At 41.8% G+C, this 23,594-nt stretch carries 23 protein-coding genes, 5 pseudogenes and 1 riboswitch; of the genes and pseudogenes, 7 read left to right on the top strand and 21 right to left on the bottom strand.

The genetic code is table 11. The features are described 5' to 3' along the window. Positions 1-6: 6 nt before the first annotated feature. The 5 genes from JCM21531_RS10430 to JCM21531_RS10415 all read right to left on the bottom strand — a co-directional run bounded on the left by JCM21531_RS10430 (position 7) and on the right by JCM21531_RS10415 (position 4,061). Positions 7-423, bottom strand: coding sequence for a gp33 family protein (locus JCM21531_RS10430; protein WP_173400182.1), 417 nt, complete (start codon positions 421-423; stop codon positions 7-9). Beyond that, positions 413-1,771, bottom strand: coding sequence for a DEAD/DEAH box helicase (locus JCM21531_RS10425; RefSeq protein WP_117407249.1), 1,359 nt, complete (start codon positions 1,769-1,771; stop codon positions 413-415). The genes JCM21531_RS10430 and JCM21531_RS10425 overlap by 11 nt, the downstream gene beginning before the upstream one ends. Beyond that, complete coding sequence (locus JCM21531_RS18655; protein ID WP_117407248.1) at positions 1,738-1,920, bottom strand: hypothetical protein; 183 nt, start codon at positions 1,918-1,920, stop codon at positions 1,738-1,740. The genes JCM21531_RS10425 and JCM21531_RS18655 overlap by 34 nt, the downstream gene beginning before the upstream one ends. 222 nt (positions 1,921-2,142) lie before the next feature. Further along, positions 2,143-2,358, bottom strand: coding sequence for a hypothetical protein (locus JCM21531_RS21830; RefSeq protein ID WP_038289596.1), 216 nt, complete (start codon positions 2,356-2,358; stop codon positions 2,143-2,145). Between the two features lie 38 nt (positions 2,359-2,396). Further along, on the bottom strand, positions 2,397-4,061 hold the full coding sequence (locus JCM21531_RS10415) for an ImmA/IrrE family metallo-endopeptidase (RefSeq protein ID WP_243467540.1): 1,665 nt from the start codon (positions 4,059-4,061) through the stop codon (positions 2,397-2,399). 161 nt (positions 4,062-4,222) lie between these two features. Between JCM21531_RS10415 and JCM21531_RS10410 the strand changes: the two are divergent. The 4 genes and pseudogenes from JCM21531_RS10410 (at position 4,223) to JCM21531_RS10395 (ending at position 7,110) form a co-directional block, all read left to right on the top strand. After that, positions 4,223-4,428: pseudogene (locus JCM21531_RS10410) on the top strand (helix-turn-helix domain-containing protein). Between the two features lie 275 nt (positions 4,429-4,703). Continuing rightward, on the top strand, positions 4,704-6,056 hold the full coding sequence (locus tag JCM21531_RS10405) for a TrkH family potassium uptake protein (protein ID WP_038289594.1): 1,353 nt from the start codon (positions 4,704-4,706) through the stop codon (positions 6,054-6,056). A 10-nt stretch (positions 6,057-6,066) separates the two neighbouring features. Continuing rightward, entirely contained in the window at positions 6,067-6,720 is a 654-nt protein-coding gene (locus JCM21531_RS10400) for a potassium channel family protein (protein WP_011838176.1), read from the top strand. A 186-nt stretch (positions 6,721-6,906) separates the two neighbouring features. Beyond that, the gene (locus JCM21531_RS10395; protein WP_038289589.1) at positions 6,907-7,110 is read left to right on the top strand and encodes a hypothetical protein; all 204 of its coding nucleotides are present in this window, start codon (positions 6,907-6,909) and stop codon (positions 7,108-7,110) included. A gap of 236 nt (positions 7,111-7,346) precedes the next feature. Here the strand turns inward: JCM21531_RS10395 and JCM21531_RS21825 are convergent, their stop codons facing one another. From JCM21531_RS21825 to JCM21531_RS18650, 3 genes and pseudogenes are all read right to left on the bottom strand, one after another. Next, positions 7,347-8,039 carry a recombinase zinc beta ribbon domain-containing protein gene (locus tag JCM21531_RS21825; protein ID WP_243467543.1) on the bottom strand — a complete coding sequence of 231 codons (693 nt, stop codon included), beginning with the start codon at positions 8,037-8,039 and terminating at the stop codon, positions 7,347-7,349. A gap of 129 nt (positions 8,040-8,168) precedes the next feature. Continuing rightward, a pseudogene (locus JCM21531_RS21820) lies at positions 8,169-9,064 on the bottom strand (recombinase family protein); the annotation flags it as partial. 31 nt (positions 9,065-9,095) lie between these two features. Next, on the bottom strand, positions 9,096-9,263 hold the full coding sequence (locus tag JCM21531_RS18650) for a conjugal transfer protein (protein WP_117407247.1): 168 nt from the start codon (positions 9,261-9,263) through the stop codon (positions 9,096-9,098). Between the two features lie 136 nt (positions 9,264-9,399). On the opposite strand from JCM21531_RS18650, the gene JCM21531_RS10385 reads away from it, so the two are divergent. Further along, the gene (locus JCM21531_RS10385) at positions 9,400-10,425 is read left to right on the top strand and encodes a DNA methyltransferase (protein ID WP_054847058.1); all 1,026 of its coding nucleotides are present in this window, start codon (positions 9,400-9,402) and stop codon (positions 10,423-10,425) included. Between the two features lie 318 nt (positions 10,426-10,743). Here the strand turns inward: JCM21531_RS10385 and JCM21531_RS21815 are convergent, their stop codons facing one another. From JCM21531_RS21815 to JCM21531_RS10355, 7 genes and pseudogenes are all read right to left on the bottom strand, one after another. Continuing rightward, positions 10,744-11,112, bottom strand: a complete 369-nt coding sequence (locus JCM21531_RS21815; protein ID WP_243467539.1) for an HAD hydrolase family protein — start codon at positions 11,110-11,112, stop codon at positions 10,744-10,746. Between the two features lie 39 nt (positions 11,113-11,151). After that, positions 11,152-11,319: pseudogene (locus tag JCM21531_RS24485) on the bottom strand (HNH endonuclease family protein); the annotation flags it as partial. A 275-nt stretch (positions 11,320-11,594) separates the two neighbouring features. Continuing rightward, positions 11,595-12,947, bottom strand: a complete 1,353-nt coding sequence (locus tag JCM21531_RS10375; protein ID WP_038289584.1) for a hypothetical protein — start codon at positions 12,945-12,947, stop codon at positions 11,595-11,597. Next, complete coding sequence (locus tag JCM21531_RS10370; protein ID WP_038289581.1) at positions 12,893-13,246, bottom strand: hypothetical protein; 354 nt, start codon at positions 13,244-13,246, stop codon at positions 12,893-12,895. The genes JCM21531_RS10375 and JCM21531_RS10370 overlap by 55 nt, the downstream gene beginning before the upstream one ends. Positions 13,247-13,249: 3 nt before the next feature. After that, a complete protein-coding gene (locus tag JCM21531_RS17735) occupies positions 13,250-13,693 on the bottom strand; it encodes a helix-turn-helix domain-containing protein (RefSeq protein ID WP_054847057.1) in 444 nt (147 codons plus the stop codon). A 353-nt stretch (positions 13,694-14,046) separates the two neighbouring features. Beyond that, a complete protein-coding gene (locus JCM21531_RS25095; protein ID WP_094184778.1) occupies positions 14,047-14,637 on the bottom strand; it encodes an InlB B-repeat-containing protein in 591 nt (196 codons plus the stop codon). After that, a complete protein-coding gene (locus tag JCM21531_RS10355) occupies positions 14,613-15,569 on the bottom strand; it encodes a transglutaminase-like domain-containing protein (protein WP_162149311.1) in 957 nt (318 codons plus the stop codon). Before JCM21531_RS10355 ends, JCM21531_RS25095 begins: the two co-directional genes overlap by 25 nt. A 536-nt stretch (positions 15,570-16,105) precedes the next feature. Here JCM21531_RS10355 and JCM21531_RS10350 point away from each other — a divergent pair. Both JCM21531_RS10350 and JCM21531_RS10345 read left to right on the top strand, forming a co-directional pair. Further along, a pseudogene (locus JCM21531_RS10350) lies at positions 16,106-16,704 on the top strand (recombinase family protein). Then, positions 16,701-17,180, top strand: coding sequence for a hypothetical protein (locus JCM21531_RS10345; protein ID WP_038289574.1), 480 nt, complete (start codon positions 16,701-16,703; stop codon positions 17,178-17,180). Before JCM21531_RS10350 ends, JCM21531_RS10345 begins: the two are co-directional and overlap by 4 nt. A gap of 191 nt (positions 17,181-17,371) precedes the next feature. Here the strand turns inward: JCM21531_RS10345 and rlmD are convergent. The 6 genes and pseudogenes from rlmD to JCM21531_RS10320 all read right to left on the bottom strand — a co-directional run bounded on the left by rlmD (position 17,372) and on the right by JCM21531_RS10320 (position 23,446). Further along, positions 17,372-18,738: pseudogene (gene rlmD / locus JCM21531_RS10340) on the bottom strand (23S rRNA (uracil(1939)-C(5))-methyltransferase RlmD). Between the two features lie 321 nt (positions 18,739-19,059). Further along, positions 19,060-19,383: an ATP-binding cassette domain-containing protein gene (locus JCM21531_RS21810; RefSeq protein ID WP_243467537.1), complete on the bottom strand. Its 324-nt coding sequence runs from the start codon at positions 19,381-19,383 to the stop codon at positions 19,060-19,062. After that, positions 19,383-19,859, bottom strand: coding sequence for an ABC transporter ATP-binding protein (locus JCM21531_RS21805; RefSeq protein ID WP_243467536.1), 477 nt, complete (start codon positions 19,857-19,859; stop codon positions 19,383-19,385). The genes JCM21531_RS21810 and JCM21531_RS21805 overlap by 1 nt, the downstream gene beginning before the upstream one ends. Then, positions 19,860-20,906: a FecCD family ABC transporter permease gene (locus JCM21531_RS10330; RefSeq protein WP_038289571.1), complete on the bottom strand. Its 1,047-nt coding sequence runs from the start codon at positions 20,904-20,906 to the stop codon at positions 19,860-19,862. 15 nt (positions 20,907-20,921) lie between these two features. Continuing rightward, positions 20,922-21,818, bottom strand: a complete 897-nt coding sequence (locus JCM21531_RS10325) for an ABC transporter substrate-binding protein (RefSeq protein ID WP_038289568.1) — start codon at positions 21,816-21,818, stop codon at positions 20,922-20,924. Between the two features lie 195 nt (positions 21,819-22,013). Continuing rightward, positions 22,014-22,198: riboswitch (cobalamin riboswitch) on the bottom strand. A 93-nt stretch (positions 22,199-22,291) separates the two neighbouring features. Further along, positions 22,292-23,446: an SPFH domain-containing protein gene (locus tag JCM21531_RS10320; RefSeq protein WP_038289565.1), complete on the bottom strand. Its 1,155-nt coding sequence runs from the start codon at positions 23,444-23,446 to the stop codon at positions 22,292-22,294. Positions 23,447-23,594 lie beyond the last annotated feature (148 nt).

The raw sequence follows: 23,594 nt of genomic DNA, 5'->3' as shown, positions 1-23,594 counted from the left end.
AGCTATTTACCTTGCTGCTTTCCGCACAGTTACTGTTGTCTTTTCGAAGACATTCACAAGGCCTTTCAGCCAATCCGGAAGCTCGTCCCCATTCTCCGCAATCTGTTCTTTAACAAATGCTGACAGGGAATTTGCATTGACTGTTTCATAGATGAGTTCTCCAAAGCCTTTACTGCGTAGTACGTCAAACAGTTCCTCCTTCATACCTGCGGCAGCACTGGCTCTTGTTGTCGTTGAAAGGCAGAACATTGTTCCTGCTCTTGTGAAGTTTTGCGTCTCACTGCTGATCATCAGCTCAGACAGGCGGTATTCAACATCGTCAATCTCTGCATTAATGCTTTTCAGTTCCTCTTCCGCGGCCTTTTTTGCATCGCGAAACTCCTTAAGACGGTCAGCAAGTTCAAACATCGCATTATCGCTCATAGCTTTCACCTCCCTCTGGGGCAAAAGGATTTGCTCCTTTGCGGTAGTCGTCTATCAGCATTTTTGCAAGATCTGCCTTATTGCGTAGGGCAGTCAGGATTTTTGAATCCACAGTACCCTTGGCAATAAGGTAGATATATGTGCAGCCATTCTTCTGTCCAACTCTATGGATGCGAGCCTTTGTCTGCTCGAAATTCGACATGGAATAATCAAGGGAGTAAAATACCATTGTGCTTGCAGCAGTCAGCGTAATACCGAGTTCAGCGGTTGCAATCTGGCCTACAAACACCATGCAGTCGGGATCACATTGAAACCGGTTTACTTGCTCTTGGCGATCCTTAGTCGCACCATAAATACATGCATAGCCGATGTTCTTTTTCTCCAACAACCTGCATATAGCATGAATTTCAGGGATAAACCTTGCTATGACAACCAGCTTATGTCCTTCTTGAATACTGCTTTCAAGGATATCTTCAAGAGCTTTCAACTTGGCATCACTGACTTGCTCGATTTTCCCACCGTCATCGCTTCCGATGAAGCCGCCGGTTAATTGCGAAAGACGAAGCAAGCGTGTCAGTATGTTTGTAGCTGTTACTTCTCCTGCTGACAGCTCAGTATAGCTTTGTTTGACAAGCTCTTTATATTTCTTTAAAGTGACAGGCTCAAGCTCAATATGGCGAATAATTTCGGTGGTTTCCGGCAAATCCAGACACTCCGCTTTGGTCGCCCGGAATGCAATGCTGTGAATCCTTTTCATCAAATCCTGTTCCATTGATTTTTTCAGCACTGGCGTATGGTTGCCATAGCCAACCATGTTGAAATACCGGTTTCGGAATGCATAGAAGCTATTTCCAAAGATACGAGGATCAAGAAACTTGTACTGGCTGAATACATCTATGGCTTTGTTGGTTATAACCGTTCCTGTCAGTAGGAGCCGATACTGGGCAAGCAAGCCCAATCGGTGCATTGCTTTTGAAACCGCTGTATTATGAGTTTTAATTTTATGTCCTTCATCGGCTATGATAAGGTCAGGATGCCAGTTTGCCAGTTCCTTTTCCATTCTCCATGCAGATTCGTAATTGACTACCACCACATGGACACCTTCGCCAGTTAAAAATCTTAGCTGTTGGATTTTCTTTTGAATCATGCCATTAAGGACTATAAGCTGATATGGGAAATCTGCGAACCGTTTAAACTCGTCTTCCCACACTCCAAGAATGGAAAGTGGCGCAACAATCAGCACACGTTTTATTCTTCCTGCAGCAAGCAATGCTCCTATAATGGCAATTGAGACAAGAGTTTTCCCGGTGCTGTTCAGCCCATTTCCATCAGGAGCGCTGCACCCCATCCGGAAATGGCAGAAACACCACCACCCTTCAAAAGCCCAAATAGACTACAGATGAAATTGAAAGCACGAATCTGATGCTTGTAGGGTCTGCCCTTTATGGGCATTGGAATTATTTGCTGCACTTTAGCATTGCTCATTGAGTCTTGCATCTTATATCCTCCATCCTTCAATTTTGAGGGTTGGCCAACTCTCTGACTCAATGCTACTCGAATTGTTAAAGCCTGTCTGGACATCTAAAGTCCATGTTTTGGGCAAAAAAATAGCCATTATGCAGTAAGGTTTTTGCGCCTTTTTTGCATAATGGCTTAAAATCTCATTATAATAGCCGGTTTAAAATATAAAAAGTTGGACTTCCGAAGTCCAACAATTTTTTAACTTATCATTTCTTTATATGCCTTTGCACAAAGAGGGGAAAGTCCCAAGGCTTCCAAAACTTCATTGCATTCATATATTGAATGCCCTCTATACGAATGGATAAGCTTTTTATACGCCAATTGCTGTGGAGTGTTATTGAGAGTATATCCGGCAAGCTTTAATATCTCTTCACTGTATGTAGGGCTTAGCTCCAATCCGATGCAGATTGCCACAACGGTTTCTAAAGTTGGATTGTTAAGTTCATTGTTTTTTATTCTGTCATATGTTTTCCTGAAAGCAAAGTCTTTTCAATAAAAACAACCTTATTGTAGCCTTTTCTTTTGATATGTCCATATACCGCTTGGGAAAATGTCTGGGTTGTGCGGCTCAAATGCTGACCTTCTTCGACGAATTCTTCGTGAAATTTCTTTAGCTCTTCTGAACGATTAAATACCTCCATATTATGCTTGTCCGGATTAAATGTCGGCACTCTGTTATAATCCGGTGTAGCTTTACGGAACATTATAGAATCGAGGTATACTACAATGTCCATTTTTGAGGCTTTATTTAATTTTAAATCAAACAGAAGGCAGCATTCATCTACATGCAGTTTTGCATAGTCTGTAAGATCAATGCTTCCATTTTCTAACCTTTTAATGTATTTGGAGTCGTTAATAATGTAATGACCGTCAACATAAATAAAATTACCGCTGTCTATAATCTTTGCGAATTCCGGATTTGCATAGTATTCAAAAAAAGAATCACTTAGGCTAATACTGTATGTTTGATTCTTATGTAATGAGTCTGCCTTAAATGAATAATTGCTGATAAAATGGTCATCTACGTAGGTATATACACCTTCAACTTCCTTATATCCAAGGTCAAGCATCCTTATTTTGGCCGCTATCCTTGACACCTGGAAGAAGTCAGCTAATTCATACACGACATTTTCCATTATATTTAGCCTGTCGTAAGTACCAAAAAGGAGCTCATTCTTTTTAATTAGCTCCTCAATCTTTTTAATGGTCATTGATCTAGGCATAAGGATTCGTGGTGCAATTCCGTTAGCATGCCATTCCATCCAGTCTTCTGGCGTCCATTGCTGTTTGTATTTAGTTGTTTCGTTTACCCTGCAGCTTATGAGCAAAGCATCGCTGTTATACGTCTTAACTAACTCATGGTATTTTCTATGCTTATACCAGTGGACACACTCATGAATAATGGTATTGTTCATACACCCTACGTTTCGCATGAAATACACATTAGGATCCACGAGAATTGTTCCTCTTGAAACTTCCAAAGGCTTATATGTTCTTTCATTTCTGTCGTAATACTCTATTGTGCAATCGCCAAAGACTATTTGACCAAATATAGTGAAATGCTTTGTAAGCTGGATTTCCTCAACCTTAAGCCCCATTCTTTTCACTACTTCATCTACTGGAATGGGCATAGGAGTACTTAATGCTTCTGGGCAAAACTCATTTAGAAATTCAGTAGCAACATTGTCAAACTGTTCCTTTTCTATAATTGGTACTAAATACTCAGACAGTCTGCCTAATTTGCTCTCTCTGTACTTGTTGTATATTGAAACAGACTTGATTTGAAAATTCTGAATTCCGTCATCAAGGTCAGCTCTGCAGGAGATACGGAACCATTGTTCTATACCATCAGTCTCGCGATTCCTTCGTACTGTTTCTGCAATTTCAACTTCGGCAGAAACAATTACGTCAAATAAAATACTGTTACCTGGCGAGTCGGTTATGTCTAACGTTATGATGTCAAAATCGGATAATGCTGCTTCATCCGGTGATTGCACACGATATGAGTTGGATTCAAGCTTATCCGGGTTGTCCTCAATATACTCGGACAATTCGTCAAAGAGTTCATTGTAATACATATTTGCAATAACATCTCTGAACGAGCTGACACTTGCCATACCGTACCTCCATAATAACATTTCATCATACAGACCAGATATTTCCTTATGTAAATTATAGCATGAATTTCGCAAAACACAATAATTAATTTGCGGACTCAAATTTTTATTGTGTTTTAGCTTACTTTATGATATTCTTTATAGCGAGCGAGGTGACAATTATGGCCGTAAGCTATAAAAGCTATGGAGGCTTCTTATCGATAAAGATATGAAAAAGAAAGATTTAAGAGAAGCGGCTGGTATTAGTACATCTTCTATGGCAAAACTGGGTAAAAACGAAAATGTTACGACCGATGTGCTTGTGAAGATTTGCAAGGCATTAAAGTGTGATATTTCCGATATTATGGAGATTAAGCCAGATGAATAGGTATCAACAGCTTTTACTTAATAGTTAAGCAACAATGACGCTAATTGAATTATTATGAAAAAACTTAAATTAATAAAATTTTAAAAGTGAGGTTATAAAGATGTATAATCAATTTTTTAATACTGTTCTTGAAGTACTAAAATAAGATGATAAAATGTATTCTGATTACTAAGAAGGTAAGTAATTATATATAGATTTCTTTGCTTACTAAATTGGAAAGAGATTACAGCTCAGAGGTTGTATGAGGCCGTCCTGCAGAAAAGGGAGGAAAAATTGTGAGAAAATATATAAGAAAACTGAAATCATTATCATACCCACAGATAATAGCACTTGGCTACTTTCTGATAATAATTGCCGGGACATTTTTGCTGTCATTGCCGATAGCCAGCCGCAATAATTTATTTCCCGGATTAATTAATGCACTTTTTACAGCAACCTCTGCTACTTGTGTAACAGGGCTTGTTGTTTTTGACACCTATACACAATGGTCGCTATTTGGACAAGTAGTTATTTTACTGCTGATTCAAATAGGTGGCTTAGGGTTTATGACGGTTGTCACAATGTTTTCTATTTTTTTAAAAAGAAAAATCGGGCTGAAAGAAAGGGGACTTTTACGTGAAAGTATAAATGCTATGTATATCGGTGGGATTGTACGTCTGACCAAAAGAATATTGCTTGGCACTTTGCTGTTTGAAGGTATTGGTGCAGTATTGCTATCATTGAGGTTTATACCCAAAATGGGCTTGCTGGAAGGTATATATAATGGCATTTTTCACTCGGTTTCAGCTTTTTGCAATGCTGGGTTTGACATTATGGGAAAGTACGGCAAGTATTCGTCACTTACAAATTTTTTCGGGGATGCGGTTGTCAATTTAACAACCATTACACTTATCATCGGCGGAGGAATAGGGTTCTTTGTATGGGATGATATTGAGAAAAATAAATATCATTTTAGAAAATATCAGCTACATACAAAAATAGTTTTAACGATGACCGCAATTCTTATAGTGTCAGGGACGATATGCTTTTATATTTTTGAAAGAAATAACCTTCTTTATGGGATGACTACAGGAGAAAAAGTTTTAGTCTCTCTCTTTGGCGCAGTTACGCCCAGAACAGCAGGCTTCAATACTGTTGACGTTGCATCATTAACCTCTGCAAGTAAACTTCTAACTATTGTGTTGATGTTTATAGGCGGCAGTCCCGGATCTACTGCCGGTGGGATCAAGACTACTACTTTAGCGGTTATTATGATTTCGCTGTGGTCAAGCTTGAAAAATAGGAAGGGTGATAATATATTTGGCAGGAGACTGGAAGATAATGCACTAAAGAGGTCGTCTGCCGTTGTGACAGTCAATATACTTCTTATACTGAGTGCGGCTTTACTTATTAGTGCTACAAATAAAGCTTTAGGACTTGACGCTGTTTTGTTTGAGGTTACATCTGCAATTGGTACTGTTGGTCTTTCTACGGGAATCACAGGTGGTCTGAATACCTTTGCAAAAATAATTATCATACTATTGATGTATAGCGGCAGAGTCGGAAGTCTTTCTTTTGCTTTGCTGTTTACAGAACATGGAGTGACGTCATCTATACAGAATCCGGTGGAAAAAATAAATATAGGATAGGGGTATTGGTATGAAATCATTTTTAGTTATTGGAATTGGACGTTTTGGGAAACATTTGAGCCGTAAGCTGGTTGAGCTTGGAAATGAAGTCATGATTGTTGATAAAAATGAAGAAAATATAAGAGAACTTTTACCCATCGTGACAAATGCACAAATTGGTGATTGTACGAAAGAAGAAGTACTTCGTTCACTGGGCATTGATAATTATGACGTATGTTTTGTCTGTGTTGAAAATGATTTTCAGAGCAGCCTTGAAATTACCAATCTGCTTAAGGATTTTGGCGCTAAATATGTAATAAGCAAATCCAGTCGCGATATCCAAACAAAATTCTTACTACGTAATGGTGCCGATGAAGTTATAGATCCTGAACGGAATATTGCTGAAAAACTGGCGGTGCGCTGCAGTGCAAACCACGTTTTTGATTATATTGAGCTCACAAATGATATCTCCATCTATGAAATTCCGCCTGCAAAAAGCTGGATTGGGAGAAGTATAAAGGAGATAAATTTCAGAGTAAGATACCATGTAAGTATACTGGCAACAAAAGCTGGGAATGATATTTCACCTTTACCTGTTGCCGATTATATATTCAAGCCCGAGGAACATCTTTTAGTTATAGGACGCCGCAAGGATGTAGAAAAGCTATTAAAACATATAAACTAAAAATATGGTAAAATACTTCTACGAGGTGATAATATGAGCAGTAAATACTATTTACGGATGAAAAACCATCCTTATCTTGTTTTCCTTTGTATTGGCTCAGAACTCCGGATACACTGACAATATCATACTAGCACTACAAAAATTGAATATTTTCATGAGAAAATTAGAGAAATTTTAGGCGAAGAGATGAATCAGGAAATTGAGCGTTTGCAGCAAATAATTGATCAATATGATAAAGAAATAAATCGCCTTAATAGAAAAATTAAAGAAACTGGCTTAGCTAAGGAAATGTCAGAGAGAATACTATCACAGTGTGTTAATGTTCGTGGCATTACATCAAACGAGGAACTTGATAGAATTTTTGATACGGATGCTGAGCGAGAAGATTAAATTATACATCCATCCTGTATCCTCAACCCCCTGTAAAAAAGGGGGTTATCTAATCTGGTAACTCAACTATTAATTTTCGGGACGGTTGATATGTTCCCGCAAACAATAAAAATAAGGGTTTCCTGACATTGCCACATCCGGCAGATCGGCCTCGAGAAAAGCTAAACGTCTGGAAACCTTTATTTACAAGCTTTTCAGTTTTTTATTTCTCAACCTTTGACATCAATACTACACACTCAACATGTGTTGTCTCTTGTAAGGGAACACGTTTTGTTGCCACTTATCGGAGGGCTTGGCGGGGGTTGTATTCCCGCCTTAAAAACAAAGGTTATCTTACGTGGGTCAACTGTACCGTCTTCGTGTCGCTCTCCGATAACTACATGGTCTATAACTGCCTCAAATACACGGCGGTCGAACTCCTGCAGTATTGGATTTGCCTCTAAGGCTTCCTTACATTCTGTCAGCTGCTGTTTTAACCTCTGTTCGTCATCGTCTGTCTGCTGTAATGCTTTCTGCTCCTCGTATAGAGGTTGTAAGTCCTTATCTATTTCTGCTTTCTTCTCAGCGTAGTCCGATTTAGATATAGTACCGTCCAATAAAAGGTCTAACAGCTTCTGCCTACGCGCTTCATAACTCTTTATCTGCTTTGTAATCTTCTCCAATCGCTTCGCTGACCCCGCTGTAAACAGACTATTTTCAAGGCGATTTAAGAACTCCGATAAAACATCGCTATTATCGCCTGCTAATAGATTGTATCCCTGAACAAAGGCACCCTCGATTATCGCCTCGTCAACGGCTTTACACTCTGGACAATATTGCTTGCCCTTTTTGGTGTATGATACACAGTGCCATACCCATTTTTGATGTGTTGTGCCACTGTGATGACTACGCCTTGAAAGGTTGTGACCGCAAAACCCACACTTAATCATACAACTAAAAGCGTGCTTTCTACTATATTTATTGCCGTTTTTAGCAGTAGGCTTAACCCGCCATTCGTTTCTACGTTTAAGAATCGCTTGGGCTTTATCCCAAGTATCACGGTCAATAATCGCTGGATGTGCGTCTTCCAGATAAAACATATCGGCTTCCCCACGATTATCTATGCGTCGATGCGTTATAGGGTCTACTGTTATAGTCTTGCCCTGTACTAAATCACCTATATACTTCTCATTTTTAATAATACCAAGAACAGTTGATTCTCCCATGTTGTATTGCCCCTCTTTGTCTTGTATCCTAAGTTTTCAAGTTCTCGACCAATTACTCGTCCACCTGCTCCTTCGGCGTAGCGCTTAAAAATGTAGCGTACAATTTCTGCTTCGGCTTCATTTATCACAAGCTTACCTGTTTCGTCATCTTTGTCGTATCCAAGAGCCTCTGGGTCTCCTACAAGCTCCCCACGGAGCATTTTAGCTCGTATACCATGTCTAACTGAACCAGATAAAGTCTCTACGTATTGTTGACTCATTGCGGATAAAAATGTTATCAGTGTTTCACCTTTGGCAGTCAGTGTATTGATTGCTTCTTCCTCGAAAATTACGGCTATATTACGCTCCTTTAATAGTCTGATATATTTTAACGTATCTACAACATTGCGACTAAAACGTGATAAAGACTTTGTCAGTATTAGGTCTATCTTACCCTCCATGCAATCATTGATTAGTCGGTTAAAGTCATCCCTCTTTTCAGTCCCCGTACCACTTATACCTTCATCTTTATAAATATCAACCAAAGTCCACGCAGGGTTACTCTTTATCTTATCTGTGAAATAGGCAATCTGTGACTTAAAACTTTCCAGTTGCTCCTTATGGTCTGTTGACACACGTACATAGGCTGCAACCCTCAAAGTCTCGGCAGTCGTAGATAAGGAACGGTCGGCTCTATTCGCCTTTATTACTTGCACTTGTTTACTCACCAAATAAAACCTCCTTACTGAGTTGTATTCCTCGTATAGCATCATACACGATACTACGGGAATACGTCCATAATTATTTTAGATTTAAGCCCACAATTACTGGATAGTCACGGTAAATTGACGCCACTACTATGTCGTACTCCTGCTCCGTAATCAAACCTATCAACCGCAATGTTGCAAGCATAGCCAGTTGCTTTGACGCTCTTATTATCTGTTGTTGCTTACGCTCGTCCTTGGACATCTTAATACCTCCTAAATCACTGAAATTTAAGAGGTATTGAGCAGGGCACACCGCAGGCACGAAAATTATTAAAGAAATTTACACAAAAATACGGTAAAATAGTATCGGCTCACATATAAGATGAGGAGGTGGTTGATTGGCCTATAAAAATAAACAGCTTACGCAACAGGAAAAGCGTAAGCTGATTGCCGATAAATTGCGGGTTGTACCTGAATTATCCGATAGAGCAATAGCAAGGATGCTTGGGGTCTCGCCTACTACGGTCGGCTCTGTAAGGCGGGAATTAGCAGATAAAACTGTCCAAAGTGGACAGATGGACACACAGGCTGAGGATTGGACGAACCATCCATACCTAAGAGAGCATCCTGACATACTCATAGGCTTATCAGAGAGGTCATTACGGGCGATTAAGGCTCCGGGAGTGCTTGATAAGATGATGGAGAGAGGGAGTAGGTCGCCAAGATACTGCCAGCGTCTGCTGTATAAAGAGCGTAGGGAGGCGAATAAAAATCCTCTGCTGACAGTGACAGAGGAGGATGTTAAGGTCTTTGTGGGCGATGTCAGGACTGGCCTACCACAGATAAAAGACAGTTCGGTGGACTTAGTTTTTGTAGACCCGCCATATGGCAGGGAGGCGGTTGAGGAGCTGTATAGATACATAGCAAGCGTTGCAGGCAGGATTTTGCGTGAGGGAGGCTCGCTGGCTGTGATGTGTGGTGGTGCGTATCTGGACAAGGCTATGCGGGAGCTGACTACGGATAAAAGCCTACGTTATAACTGGACGATTGCGTATTTATGTAAAAGCAACGGCTCACCATTGATACATAGTCGTAAGGTGGCTACGGCGGTTAAATATGTAGTCTGGCTTACGAAAGGTGCTTACGAAGGTGGTATTGTTTACGATTACGTGGAAGCCCCGCCAGACGACGGTACGGATAAAGAGCATCATGTATGGGGTCAGAGCGTAGCTGGTGTCAAAGAAATCCTGCGTCGGCTCACTAAAGATGGCGACGTAATCTGCGACCTTATGTGTGGCGGTGGCTCTACGGTAGTCGCTGCTCTCGAGCTTGGAGGTCGTAAGATAATTGCCTGCGACGTCGACGAGGACGCCGTAAGGACTACACAACGTAGGGTTCGACGGTTCTTTGGACACGACAGGTAAACGGTAAATATTTACATAAATGGTAATTAAGGAGGGTGATGGTGGGGCAGGTGTCACACTTTGATTTTTTATATATATATATATATGGCAGTCTGCCTTAATCCATTTTTTGAGGTTAAATCCGATGTCATCGGGGTTAGTAGCTCATTTTGAGGTATTTTGGACAGGAGAACTAAAAATTAAATAAAAATCATGTAAAAGCAAATAAAATCTTTAGAAATTGGATACTGAGAAATGGAAATTAAGGTCAGCTAACCTTAATCCATATTTAAGCCCTAAACCCCGATAAATACGAGGTTTAGGCTTAACATAATCAATCTATTTAGATACTGCCATTATGTTACCATCATTATCCAGATAAAAAGTGTACTGCTTATATGCAACCGTGTCTTTGCCCTCTTTGCGTGCTTTGCTAAGGGCATTGTGGATGCTCTTGTAAGCCAGTTTGTGGGCATCGGCAAAATTCTTAAGGGTTGTGTAGACATTACCATTATACGTGATTGTAGGGGTATCTGCGTCTACTGCCTTGATTATGCCACCAGCAAGAGTGTAACGTCTGCCGTTGTATATCGCATCATTGCCTGCCTCCAAGCCGGTTAATGCCTGCTGTAAGTTTTTGTAGTTGCCTGCGTCTGTAGCCTCACTGTAATCTTTTATGGTGTCATAGCGTACGCCCCGATAAATCACTGGTCGGCTGGTACTGCGAGCGGTGTCGTTTGTCTGCTTAGGTACGATTTCGAGGTTTTCTGGGCAGTTGTTGCTTCGGCACCTGTCTTTGTGGTGGACATGATAAACTAACGGCTTGCCCGTTACAGGGTCGGTCGGCTTGGTCGTTATATATGCCGAGTAATCACGTGGGTAGTAGACGTAGGCAGACAGACGGTGGGCAGACAAATAAAACTTGGCGTAGTACGGGGTCTGGACTATCTGACGTATGGTGCGTTTGGTGACAACATAATCGGTATCGCCATCATAATCATCAGCAGCATCGTACTTGTAGAGGTCATTAACTTGGGCTAACAATATGTCGGCCCACTCCTGTAAGTCTTTAATGGCTTTTTGTCGTGCTACTGGGTCGCCTTGTGGGAGTTGGGTGATACATGGAGGCAGACTACTACGATACCGTGGGTCGGCGGATAAAACGCACTGTAGGGTGCTAATGCGGTCTTTTAGGGCTTTGGTATTATAGGCCGTAAAAATGTAGTCTGCGTACCGTCGGCTCTTATAGTTGGCAGGACTTTTAGGTATTGGTCTGTCTTGGGATTGTGGATTATCAGGTCACCGTCCAGCAGATAAGGAGTGGAGGCCGCCCCTGTAATGTAGCAGGCTATGGTCTTTATGGTCTGGTCGTCGACTGGCGTTAGGGTGCTGGGGTCGAGAGGTGCGGATAGAACCTCGGTATCAGCGACGATTACATCTGCCCCAAGGTTATTGATTGCTACCTGTATGGGCTGTGTCAGGTCAAAGGGTAACGGCTTGCTGTCAGTAATGCGGGGAGCTTTGGGTGCGTTGACTATGGCGTCGTCTGACAGGGGTGCGATGTCTGGTAGAGGCAGTGCGTTGGCAAACCCGCACGTATGCTCGCTGATAGAGCTGTATAGCTCCTTGGCAAGCTGGTCGTACAGGATGACAAGACTACGGTGCTTAAACTGTGGTCGGAGCTTAGCGGTAAAGGCAAGTATGCCCTGTACGACGCTGTGGGATAATATGTCGGGCGGTAGTACGGTATTTACGTCGAGGTTATACAGGTCTATCTGCAAGCAGGCCGATAATACAGGTCGAAAATTGGCGAAATTGCTGAAAAACTCCCTGCCCTTTGCCTGTGTCTCCTCTATGCCTGATAGGTCGATACCTTGGGTGACGGCTCGCTGTGATGCAAGCAGTCCAGCTTTAATGTCGTCAATGGGGTCGACACCGTCAGCATAGGCATTGGCTCTTTTAGCCATTAGCTTGGCGTAGGCTGCCTCCAAGCTGTCCGTAAAGTGCGTCGCATATGCAGATAAAGGCATAACTGGCTTTGCTATGGGTGCTGTCTTTGGTGCTGGCGGTGCAGTCTTAAGGTCTTGCAGGGTGCGTTTTATTATCTTGTGTGTGGAGGTGGATAAAGAGCCTGTGCTGATGACTTGGTTGATTGCCTGCCAGTCGTCTGCTGGGATGCGGTGTTTGTTGAGTTTTAGCGTGTCTATGTCCTCAGGCTTTAGTTTTGTGTATCTGATACGGTCTTTGACTACTGACTGTAATCGCCTAAGCTCTCGCCCAATAAAAGCGTCAAGAGCTGCATTGTATGGAGCGATAAGTTCGTCTGCCTCAGCGACAAGGTCGATAAGTCGCTTGTCATGTGCAATGAGGTCTGGGCGTCGAAGCGGAGACAGGAAGGAATAAAGGAAATTGTGAAAGTGCGGGTACAGGTCATAAGAGTTGCCCGCAAAGTAGTCTGCTATAAGGTCATAGATGTTATCGCCCTCGTCTATGATGTTTGGTGGTAGCTCTGGCTTAATCGGTGTCCGACTGATGTTAAGCAATCTATGGCTAAGTCTACACTGGCCGCATTAAAGGCAGTTTCTGCTTGCTCATAAAAAGTAAGGTATTGAGCAATGTATTGGTTGAGGTCGTCATCTGTAGCAGTGTCTGGGTCAAGAGGGGCGATGACGTGCCGATAAATAGCATCTGCGTAGTCGGCTAAGGCTTCGGGGGCATACTTTAGTAGCGGAGTGCGTCCCCAGCTATATGGCTCCTCAACAACTATCTTGCGATTGATAGTGTCTAAAGTGTCTATGCTCAATAGGTCAAGCATATCTTTAAGCTCTGTAATCGTAACCATAATTTATACCTCCTTCACTCTGAACTCAAAACCCATGTCTAAGCCGTATTCTTCAGGGGCTAAGACCATGTAGAGCTTACCTTTGAGTGATTCTTCTCCTGTGTCATTACCTTCATAGTCTGTAACGGGGATGTATTGTACTTTTCTATCGTCGTAAGCTTGCTTAACGGCCGATAACACTGGCTCTTTAAGCGGTCTGCCTATGAGGTCTAAAAAGATTAACTTCTTCGGTACAGATAAATCCTCCTGCTCTGTGGGTTCTGCTTCGGGAGAGAAATCAAGCTCTATACAACGCAATAGTAGGTTAAGTACGTATTCAGGTGGCTTACGACTACCTCCTTCCCAGCCTTGCAACGTTCGTAAAGGAATTTCGTATCTATCACATAATTCTTTTTGAGTAAGCCCTGCTTTTAAGCGGGCTTGCTTAATTTTATTTATATCAGTCACCTTTACAACCTCCTTATCAATACCATTGGCAAATATACGTACAATGAGCGACGCTCATTGAGCATTTATAAATAATATATGCTAATTGGAGCGTATTGTCAATAGCTTTTCTAAAATTTTATGCTCATTGAGCGTGTCATTTTCATTTAGTATGTGGTAACGCTTCTAATCGCTCTATAAGCTTCTCAAATTATTTGCACGATATTTTGGTCGACTTGGACTGTAAAAACCTCTTGTGGGTCGATGTCGCAAGAAATTTTAGGGTATAAAACATACCCCTTAGCCAAGGTTATCTGCTAAGGGGTAATCAAATGACCTAATGCATGAATCCCGTAGGGTCGAATAAAAAGTGTTTATTCTTCTACATAGCCTATACTTGTATCGATACCTATTGTATTCGTCGTACCATCCCAAGTTACGCCGATGTTGAACGCTTTGGCTATATCCCTGAGCTTGAAGTAGTTATTACCGTTGATAGTGTATGCTGTAAGGGATATTTCCTTGCCGTCCTTGTAAATCTTTGAGGTTGTAGGGTTAGCAACCTTTGCCTTGCCATCGCCCTTAGCCAACTCTCCACCTACAGGTGTGTAAGGTTTGTTGGAAATAAGGTTGATAGCATTGTTCTTGCTGTCCCACTTTACCTCAAAATTCTTCTCTGTTTTGTTCACGGCCTGTGCGAAGTCACGAAGTTTGAAATAGTTGTTGCCGTTGATAGTGTATGCCTCGAAAGTCACTGCCTTGCCATTTACAAGGACTTTAGAAGAAGTAGGGTTGGCGGTAATGACCTTCTCCCAACCCGCATAAAGAGTGGTGTTCCTTCTTACGATATTGGTGTTGAAATCCCAAGGCTCTGTGCAGTTCTTATCAAGATACCATCCAGTAAACTTATAGCCAGACTTCGTAGGGTTCGCAGGTTTAGTTAACTTAGTGTTAGCCTTGGACAGTCGTCAGCCTTTACAGCAGAACCACCGTTGGTATTGAAGCTGACTGTGTAGTTCACTGTGCCTTTTTGAAAGACTGCTACGAAGGACATATCCTTAGTCACCTTATCAGTGTATTCGTTCCAAATAGGTGCTTTGCTGTTGTTAAGGTCACGCCAGCCGATAAAAGTGTATCCTGCCTTTTCAGGAATTTTAACCTGTGGAAGTTTCGCTCCTTCGGAAACTATGACGTAAGCACAAGGGTCGCCGTATTCGTCTTCTCTTACATAGTGTGGAACTAATGACTTGTATGCGTTGTCAAGCTGGATTTCAAAGGATACTCTGTGTGTTCTTGCATAAAGTTTCATATAAGAAGAACTAAACTTATCAGTAGGTCTTACAGGATACTGGCCTTCTGCGTCAGCAGACAACTTAATATTCGCAAGTTCAGGTATTTTGCTGAAAGGAGTTCCAATAGGAACAGGTCCAACAGTCATAATCTTCTCACGAGAACTACTATCGTAAACTGTGATAGTTCCGTCCCAATCAGTATCTGTAACACCAGTCAACTTGTGGTTCTGAGACCATACCTCGATAGGAAGGTCAAACTCTCCACCAGTAGTGTCTACATGAACCCAACGACCATCTACAAACACTCTATTCCAAGCGTGTGCTCCCCACTCACCTGAGCCATAAGCCACACCGCCTACAGTCTTTGCAGGAAAACCTGCCAATCTATAAAACGCAGATGTTGTACTCGCAAAAGTTTCACAAGTTCCATACTGCCATTTAGGTAAATGCTTAAGGTGTTCTGGATTTGCCGTATAAGTATATATCATATTAAGGCTCAACCAATCGGCAATAGCCTTTGCCTTTTCGTATTCGTCTGTAATTCCAGCAATTATCTTCTTCACCTGCTGAGCAATTTCGCCCATAGAGTCCCCAGTGGCGTCCAACTGACGCTGATAGAAGTCAAAATCTACTGAAAAGTAATCAAGTGCATACTCGTCAGTTCTCTCCTTTGCGATAGCCTTCTTGTTTGATTCAAGTATTGAATTGTCGGCTGCGAAAGCCTGTGTAGGTAGCAGTGTCGCAACCATAACCACTGCCAACATAAAAGTTACAAGTTTCTTCATCATAATAATGATTACCTCCTTCTTAATCAATATTTAATCAAGTATTGCCAACTGAACCCCCCCAGATTGGCGTATTTTACGACACTATATACATGGATGATTATACCAAACTCGACAGCAAATTAAAAGACCTATTGAGGCAGGAAGCCCGATGGGGTCGGATAAAACTCAAAATAGCCTGTTGACTAAAGGTTCGTGGCCCGGTATATATTATCTAAAGTGTTCATAAAGTTGTATTTACTAAACGAATATTCTTAAATAGTATGGAAGAAGTTTTACGAACTCTGCTAAAGGTTGTTTTTAGTTGTACGTTTGAGTACACTTTTTCGTACTCAATAATTTAAGGAGGTAATGTTATGAGTAGGGTGTATGGTTATGCAAGGGTCAGCTCTACAGAGCAGCATCTTGACAGGCAAATAAAAGCTCTGACAGCTTACGGGGTTGAGGACAGACACATAATCACTGACAAGCAGTCTGGTAAAGACTTTTCACGCCCAGGATATAAGACACTTAAAGAGCAACTGCTGCGGTCTGGGGATGTCCTTGTAATTAAAGAGTTGGACAGACTTGGTCGAGACTACGAGGCAATTAAAAATGAATGGCACGAGTTGCGACAGATGGGCGTTGACATAGTCGTTATGGATATGCCTATTCTATCGACTGCGGATAAAAGCGACTTAGAAAAGGTGCTTATTGCCAACATTGTCTTTGAACTGCTGGCTTATCTGTCAGAAAAGGAACGAATAAAAATCAAGACCCGCCAAGCTGAGGCATCGCCGCAGCCAAGCAGAAAGGTGTTAAGATGGGACGTCCTAAGACTTCTCTACCTGCCAACTTTGAAAGTGAGGTACGTAAGTGGAAGGAAGGCAAACAAACTGCCACTGAAACTATGCAGGCTCTAAATCTTAAACGAACAACTTTTTATAAATTGATTAAGGAGGTGAATGTGCTATGATGACTATGTGTCCGTCGTGCTTTGAACTATATGCAGACATCTGGTCTAAGCCCTGCTGTAAATGTTCTGATAAAACAATCACCGTCAGCGTAGAGCTTATACGAGCAACTCAACTGCTCTTATCCAGAGGCTTCAAAGTATCTGCAGCAACGTGCGAAACCGATAAAGACAGCTGTAGTAACTATGTGACCCGTATTGACATCTATTTTGAGGAATTATACCCTGACTCGATGTTTTCAGAACTCCCGCCAGACTGGGAAATATGTGACTACTATCACGTAGTTGATGGCGGGCAGGCTCTGGAAAGACCTGCTACGGTCTTGACGTGTATCTGTGTACATCCCGATGACGTGACTGGCAGTGGTGATAGCATAGCTTTCGACCGTTTGATAACTATAACAAACTTTGAGTCATGGCTGGAAGAAAAAGACCCAGATGCCTGTAAATCCTTAATTGTTCTTGCAGGCTGCGTATAAAGAGAGAACCCTCACGGCGGATAAAACCGCTCCGAGAGGGTTTTTGATTTATGACATAATTGACGTATTCCCGCACTCTAATGCAAGTACGACAGACACAATAACATAGTCTTTTATCTGCTTATTACGTCCAAAATCACCTGCTGGGTCAAAAGTGATATGACTCGCAAAGTGCCTAAAATTAAAGATTTCTACGAATCTGTACGACGTATTCCCACTATGCACTCGACGTGATAGGTCCACGGAAACATGTCCACCGGCTGAACTTCCCGAACCTCAAACCCGCCTTCAGCTAAATACTTCAAATCCCTTGCCAACGTCGCAGGATTACAGGATACATAAACAATCCTCTCCGGCTTCATATCCACCAAGGTCTTTAATACCGCCTCATCGCACCCCTTCCTTGGAGGGTCAACCACCACAACATCGGCGCGTATGCCCCTATCATACATCTCAGGTATAACCTTCTCCGCCTCTCCGACTATAAACTCCGCATTTTCCACTCCGTTCACCCTGGCATTTTCCTTTGCATCATTAATTGCCGCTTCGACAACCTCAACACCATAAACCTTTTTCGCCTTCTGTGATAAAAACAGCGAAATAGTTCCTATGCCGCAATACAAATCAAAAACGGTTTCTTCTCCCGTAAGCTGCGCATACTCCAACGCCTTGGTGTAAAGCACTTCGGTTTGAATCGGGTTCACCTGGAAAAAAGACAGAGGGATATGTTGAACTTAAAATCTCCTATATAATCAGTAATGGTATCCCTTCCATAGACAACTATATTTTCATCGCCCAATATAACATTCGTCTTTTTTGCATTAACATTTAAGACAATACTTTTTATCTCCGGAATCTCTTTTACCAGCTTCTCCGAAAGCTTCTTCTGTCCCGGTATGTTCCTTCCGTTAATGACCAAAACCACCATTACCTCACCGGTCTTAAAACCGACACGGGTCATAATATGCCGAACTAATCCCTCACCCGTAATTTCATCATATGTACTTATACCATTTTCCTCTATAAATTCCTTAACAATATCCCTTACCCTGTCGCTTACAGAATGCTGAATACCACATGTGGAGCAGTCAATAATCTCGTGAGACTTTTTGGCATAGAATCCTGCCCTCACCCCATCCTTATATCTTCCCACCGGGTATTGGGCTTTGTTTCTATAATTTAACGGCTGTTCCATCCCGATAGCATCATGTACTACAACACCTTCCAGTCCGCCAATTCTTCTGATATTCTCCCTTACAATGCCGGTCTTAAACTTAAGTCCCGCTTCATAATTCATATGCTGTAGACTGCAACCGCCGCATCTTTTATATGAAGGGCAAAAAGGCTCCGTTCTATCTGCAGAAGGTTCCAAAACTTTAAGGAGTTTGCCGATGGCATAACTCGTTTTAACCTTTATAATCTTTATTTCCACCTTTTCTCCCTCAATCGGCCCGTCCACAAAAACCGTAAAATTGTCTATCCTTCCGACCCCCTGCCCCTCATGGGTCATTCCGGTAATGTCAATAGTGTAAACCTCATTTTTCTTTACCAAAGCCAAAGCTTTTACCGCCTTTCATATACATTTCATTCTACAAATTGAGTATATATCTACAAGGAATATTCTCTCATGACATTTCAAAACAGTACTTTTCAAATCTAATTAAAGCCAAGTACATTTGCTATTTTCTTTGAATCCAACGTTTATTATACACAACTTTACCGACGAGTTAAATAACCGAACAATAAAACAGATTAACCCCTCTACGAATTTTGGCAAAAAAATAGCCCTATTGAGGGACAAGAATTTGAATCAGTTTTCCTTATTGTTAATTATTACACATATTTCTATAATTTATACCTTGTATTGTAAATATTTTCATTATGCTCCTTGTTTTTTCAACGGCAATACATAAGGTCTGTTGCCGTTCATTCCGTCAATTATAAAAGGCTTTACACCATATACCTTTTTAACAATCTCTTCCGTAAGAACCTTTTGTGGCTCTCCCTGCGCAACAATTGCCCCATCCTTGAGCATTATCAAATGGTCGCAATACATAGAGGCAAAATTCAAATCGTGCAAAACCGCAACAATTGATTTTCCTTCCTTCGCCATCTTCCCGGCAAGTTCCAAAATCTCTATCTGATGTTGAATATCAAGATGGGAAATTGGCTCATCCAGAAGCACTATATCGGTCTCTTGCACTAATGCCCGGGCAATAAAACCCTCTGCCTTTCCCCACCGCTTATTTCATTAATCCTCCTGTCCTTAAGGTGCCACACATTTGAAGCAATCATAGCCTTTTTTGCAATCTCCCGGTCTTTTACACTTTCGGTCTGAAACCTCTTTATATATGGATACCTTCCCATAAGTACAACATCCATAACCGGGTAATCATAGGTAATAGCAGTACTTTGATAGAGGCATGCAACTTTTTTTGAAAACTCCCTCGCCCTCATTCTGCCGATATCCTCACCATCAACAAATATTGCACCGCTTTGGGGGCGAAGCGCCTTTGCCATGCTCTTTAAAAGCGTTGTTTTACCCGACCCGTTTGGACCAAGAATCCCGTAAAACTGGCCTTTCTCTATCTCCAATGATACACCTTTTAACACATTAAAGTCTCCAAAGGATACTTCTATATTTCTAACCTCAATTGAATATTCCTTGACCTGCCTCAATCAAACCACCTTCTTCTTGCTTCTTATCAGAATCGAAATAAAATATGGTGCTCCAAACATTGACGTCAGTACTCCCACCGGAATTTCCGATGTCGGAATCCTGGATATTGTATCGCAAAGTACCAGAAATATTCCCCCTCCTATTGCCGAAAAGGGAAGAACTGTCCTGTTGTCCGAACCGGATACCAGCCTTACCGTATGGGGAATAATCAGTCCCACAAACCCAACGACACCGCTCACTGCCACACAGGCAGCAACAATAACCGAGCAAATTACAAGCAGCAGCTTTTTTACTCTTTCCACCTCAACGCCAAGGCTTCTTGCCTCATCCTCTCCGGCAGCAATTATGTTAAGCTCCCTGGCAAAAACGCAAACAAGAATTGTACCTCCAATAACCAACGGAACAAGTATCAGCAGTTGCTTCCAAGAAGTATAGGCCATACTTCCCATCATCCAGTAAGTAATACTTGATACTTTATCACGGTTCAAAACCATCAATACCGACATAATGGAGGATGCAAAAAAGCTAACCGCCACACCGGCAAGCAAGAGATGAGTATTGGAAAGCTTAGCTCCCGTTTTTGCTATGCTAAAGACGATAAAAACCGTAAGAAGCGAAAAAACAAAGGCTGCTGCCGTAGTAATACCAAACCCTCCAACAATTTTATCGGCTCCCGTCACAATAGCAATCGAAGCCCCCAGAGCCGCCCCTGCCGACACTCCCAAAACATAGGGGTCTGCCATGGGATTTGCAAGCATTCCCTGGTATGTTGCTCCCGCCGCCGAAAGACCCAGTCCTATAACCGCAGCAGCAATTACTCTGGGAAGCCTTATATTAATCACTATAAGCTCATGGGTCCTGCTTACTTCGCCTCCTGCTATAAATCTTCCCAAAAAGGGTATTCTGCGAATCAGAATATATATGGCATCAAATATTGATATATTGGCTGCACCAACTGTTATAGAAGCCAGTATCAGCAGTAATAAAAGCAAGCCTCCAAAAATTAAGGCAAGCCTATATCTATACTTTTTATCACCAAACGACATTTATTCTTCTCCATTTCATTCAAATGCTTCAGGATGAATTATTCTGGCAAGCTCCAAAAGCCCATCGGCAACTCTTGGCCCCTGCCTGTCCAACATGTTGTTGTCTATTTCAAAAAGCTTTCCGCCTCTAACCGCCGAAAGTTCCTTGTATCCGTCGGCGCTTTCAATTCCTGCCTTCGAAGCGTAGAACTTCGAGCATATCAGTATGTCAGGATCCTTTTCAAGAAGGCTCTCAATGTTGTATTTCCAGCCCTCCACATCATCTGCCGCATTTTTGCCCCCTGCCATCTCAATCATACGGGCAATGAATGTATCCCTTCCTGCAGTATAATCTCCATATTCACCATAGCCCATAACATAATAAACACTAGGTTTTTCAAGGCCATCAACCTTGCTCTTTACAAGCTCCACTTTTTCCTTCATTTCCGCAACAACGCTGTTTGCCTCATCTCGGGCATTGAGCAAAAGACCTATATTTTCAATTATATCATAAACTCCTTCAAAGTCCTTTTCAGCCTGAAAGATAGCCACTTTGACACCGGCTTCCTCAAGCTTTTGCAGCATCTCCTTCGTAAAGATAGTGGATGTTATAACAATATCCGGCTGAAGTTCAACTATTTTTTCAACATTTGGCTGGTCAATGTTTCCTATCGACTCAATATTTTGCACCTCTTCAGGGTAATCGCAATAATCGGTACGTCCCACCAGCTTGCCCTGCTGGCCTAAAGCAAAAATTATCTCCGTTATACTAGGAGCAACCGATACTACCCTCTCGGGCTCCTTGTCCAAGGTTACTTCCCTGTCATAGGAATCTTTCAAGGTTACGTTATATCCGCCGGTATTATCATTTAATTCGTTGACTTCCCCACTTTTATTGCATGATGAAAACGCAAAAATCAGTATTGCTGCCATTAAAACCGGCAATACTTTTTTTTCAAAAAAATGCTTCTTTTGTTCTTCATATTAATACTCTCCTTTAAAAGAAAATCAAATCATAATAAACTCATAATTACAAAAAATTAAGCCTCCTAAGCTATGCAAAGTTTAAGAGGCATAAATCCGTTTGCAGTTATGCAAATCACTACACCCCCCTATCACTCGTAGAGTTTATGGTGTTATTTACAGGCAGGTCTTCTGACTTAGGTTCATCAACTCTTCATACCTTCCAGTTTCCCAGTGGCAATAATCTGAAGAGCTTCCCCCTCACAGCCGGCGGGACCGTGCAGGAATCTCACCTGCTTCCCTATTAATCTGCATACAAATATGCACGAACCTGTAAACCACTGTATTCAATTGTCTAAAATCTATCATAAATAATTTCTCAGGTCAATATAATCATGACAATTTTTACTATCGTTTTTTCTAAATTTCTATTGTTATTCCTTTTATTCTACTTTTGACCCGCATTGTGAACAGAACTTTGTTCCCGGTGAAAGCTTTGTCCCGCAATTGCTGCACGCCTGTTCCTGCTTTTCTCCGCATTCCGGGCAGAATTTTGCTCCTTTGTTAATTTCATGGTTACATTTAATGCACCTATCCTTCTCTTCTACGAGAGACTTGCCGCAGTTAGGACAGAATTTTGTCCCTAAAGGCGCACTGGCTTTACATGCCGAACATACTACCCCCTGCTGCTGCGGTTGAGGTTGAGGCTGATAATATTGAGGATTTTGCTGAAAACCTCCGCCAAAAACCTGCCCCATCATATTGCCTATTGCAGCTCCGGCTCCCATTCCCGCGCCCATACCGGCAAAGGAACCTCCTCCCTGATTTCCTGCAGCAGTGTTCATTGCATCGAGAGTCCTCTTTTTGGCGTAAGTATCCATACCACCCATCAAATTTATCTGAGCACCTTCCTGGTAAGCTTTTCTGAGCTCTTCAGGAAGAATCAACGATTCGACTGTAAGTTCAGCCAGCTCAAGTCCTAAAGCTTCAAACTTGCTCTTCGCATTTAGCTTAACCATCTCCGCGAACTCAGGCATATTGCTCTGCATCTCGAAGAAGGATTTCTTTGACTCTGCCACCGTATCTTTAAGATACGTCATAATGTACGACCTTAAAGTCTTTGTCAGGTCCTGAGTTGCCATAGTACCCCTTGTTCCGGAAACATCCCGCAGGAATTTTACCGGATCGGACACCCTGAAAGAATAGGTTCCTCTTGCTCCGACTTCAATAGGGCCGAACATAGGATCCAACATCGGAAGGGGTGACTGGGTACCCCAAGTCTGTTCGGTAAACAGTCTGGTATTTATAAAATACACCTCTGCCTTAAAAGGTGAATTGAATCCGTATTTCCACGATTTCAACTTTGTGAGAATCGGCATGTTTTCTGTTGTCAGTTCGTATCTTCCGGGTTCAAAAACGTCCGCCAATTGACCTTCGTTTATGAATACGGCCACCTGGGACTCCCTGACAGTAAGCTGGGCCCCCATTTTTATTTCTTTGTTTGCTACAGGAAAACGATAAACTATAGTATCTGCTGTAGAATCAGTCCACTCGATTACTTCAATGAATTGTCCTTTGATAAAATTTATCAAACCCATTTTAAACACCCCTTTTTTTTAAGAAGTATAAAAGCATATCGTTATGCTTTTTTAATTTCTGCTTTGGAAAAGCAATTAAAACAATCACCTTCTATTTTACCACATACTTTTTACAATTTAAATCTTTTATTTTTGTAATAATTATTTA

It is taken from the genome of Acetivibrio straminisolvens JCM 21531, from assembly GCF_000521465.1.
GTDB lineage: Bacteria > Bacillota > Clostridia > Acetivibrionales > Acetivibrionaceae > Hungateiclostridium > Hungateiclostridium straminisolvens.
Note: the sequence above shows the minus strand (reverse complement) of the source record. Positions and strands in the feature narration are given on the sequence as shown.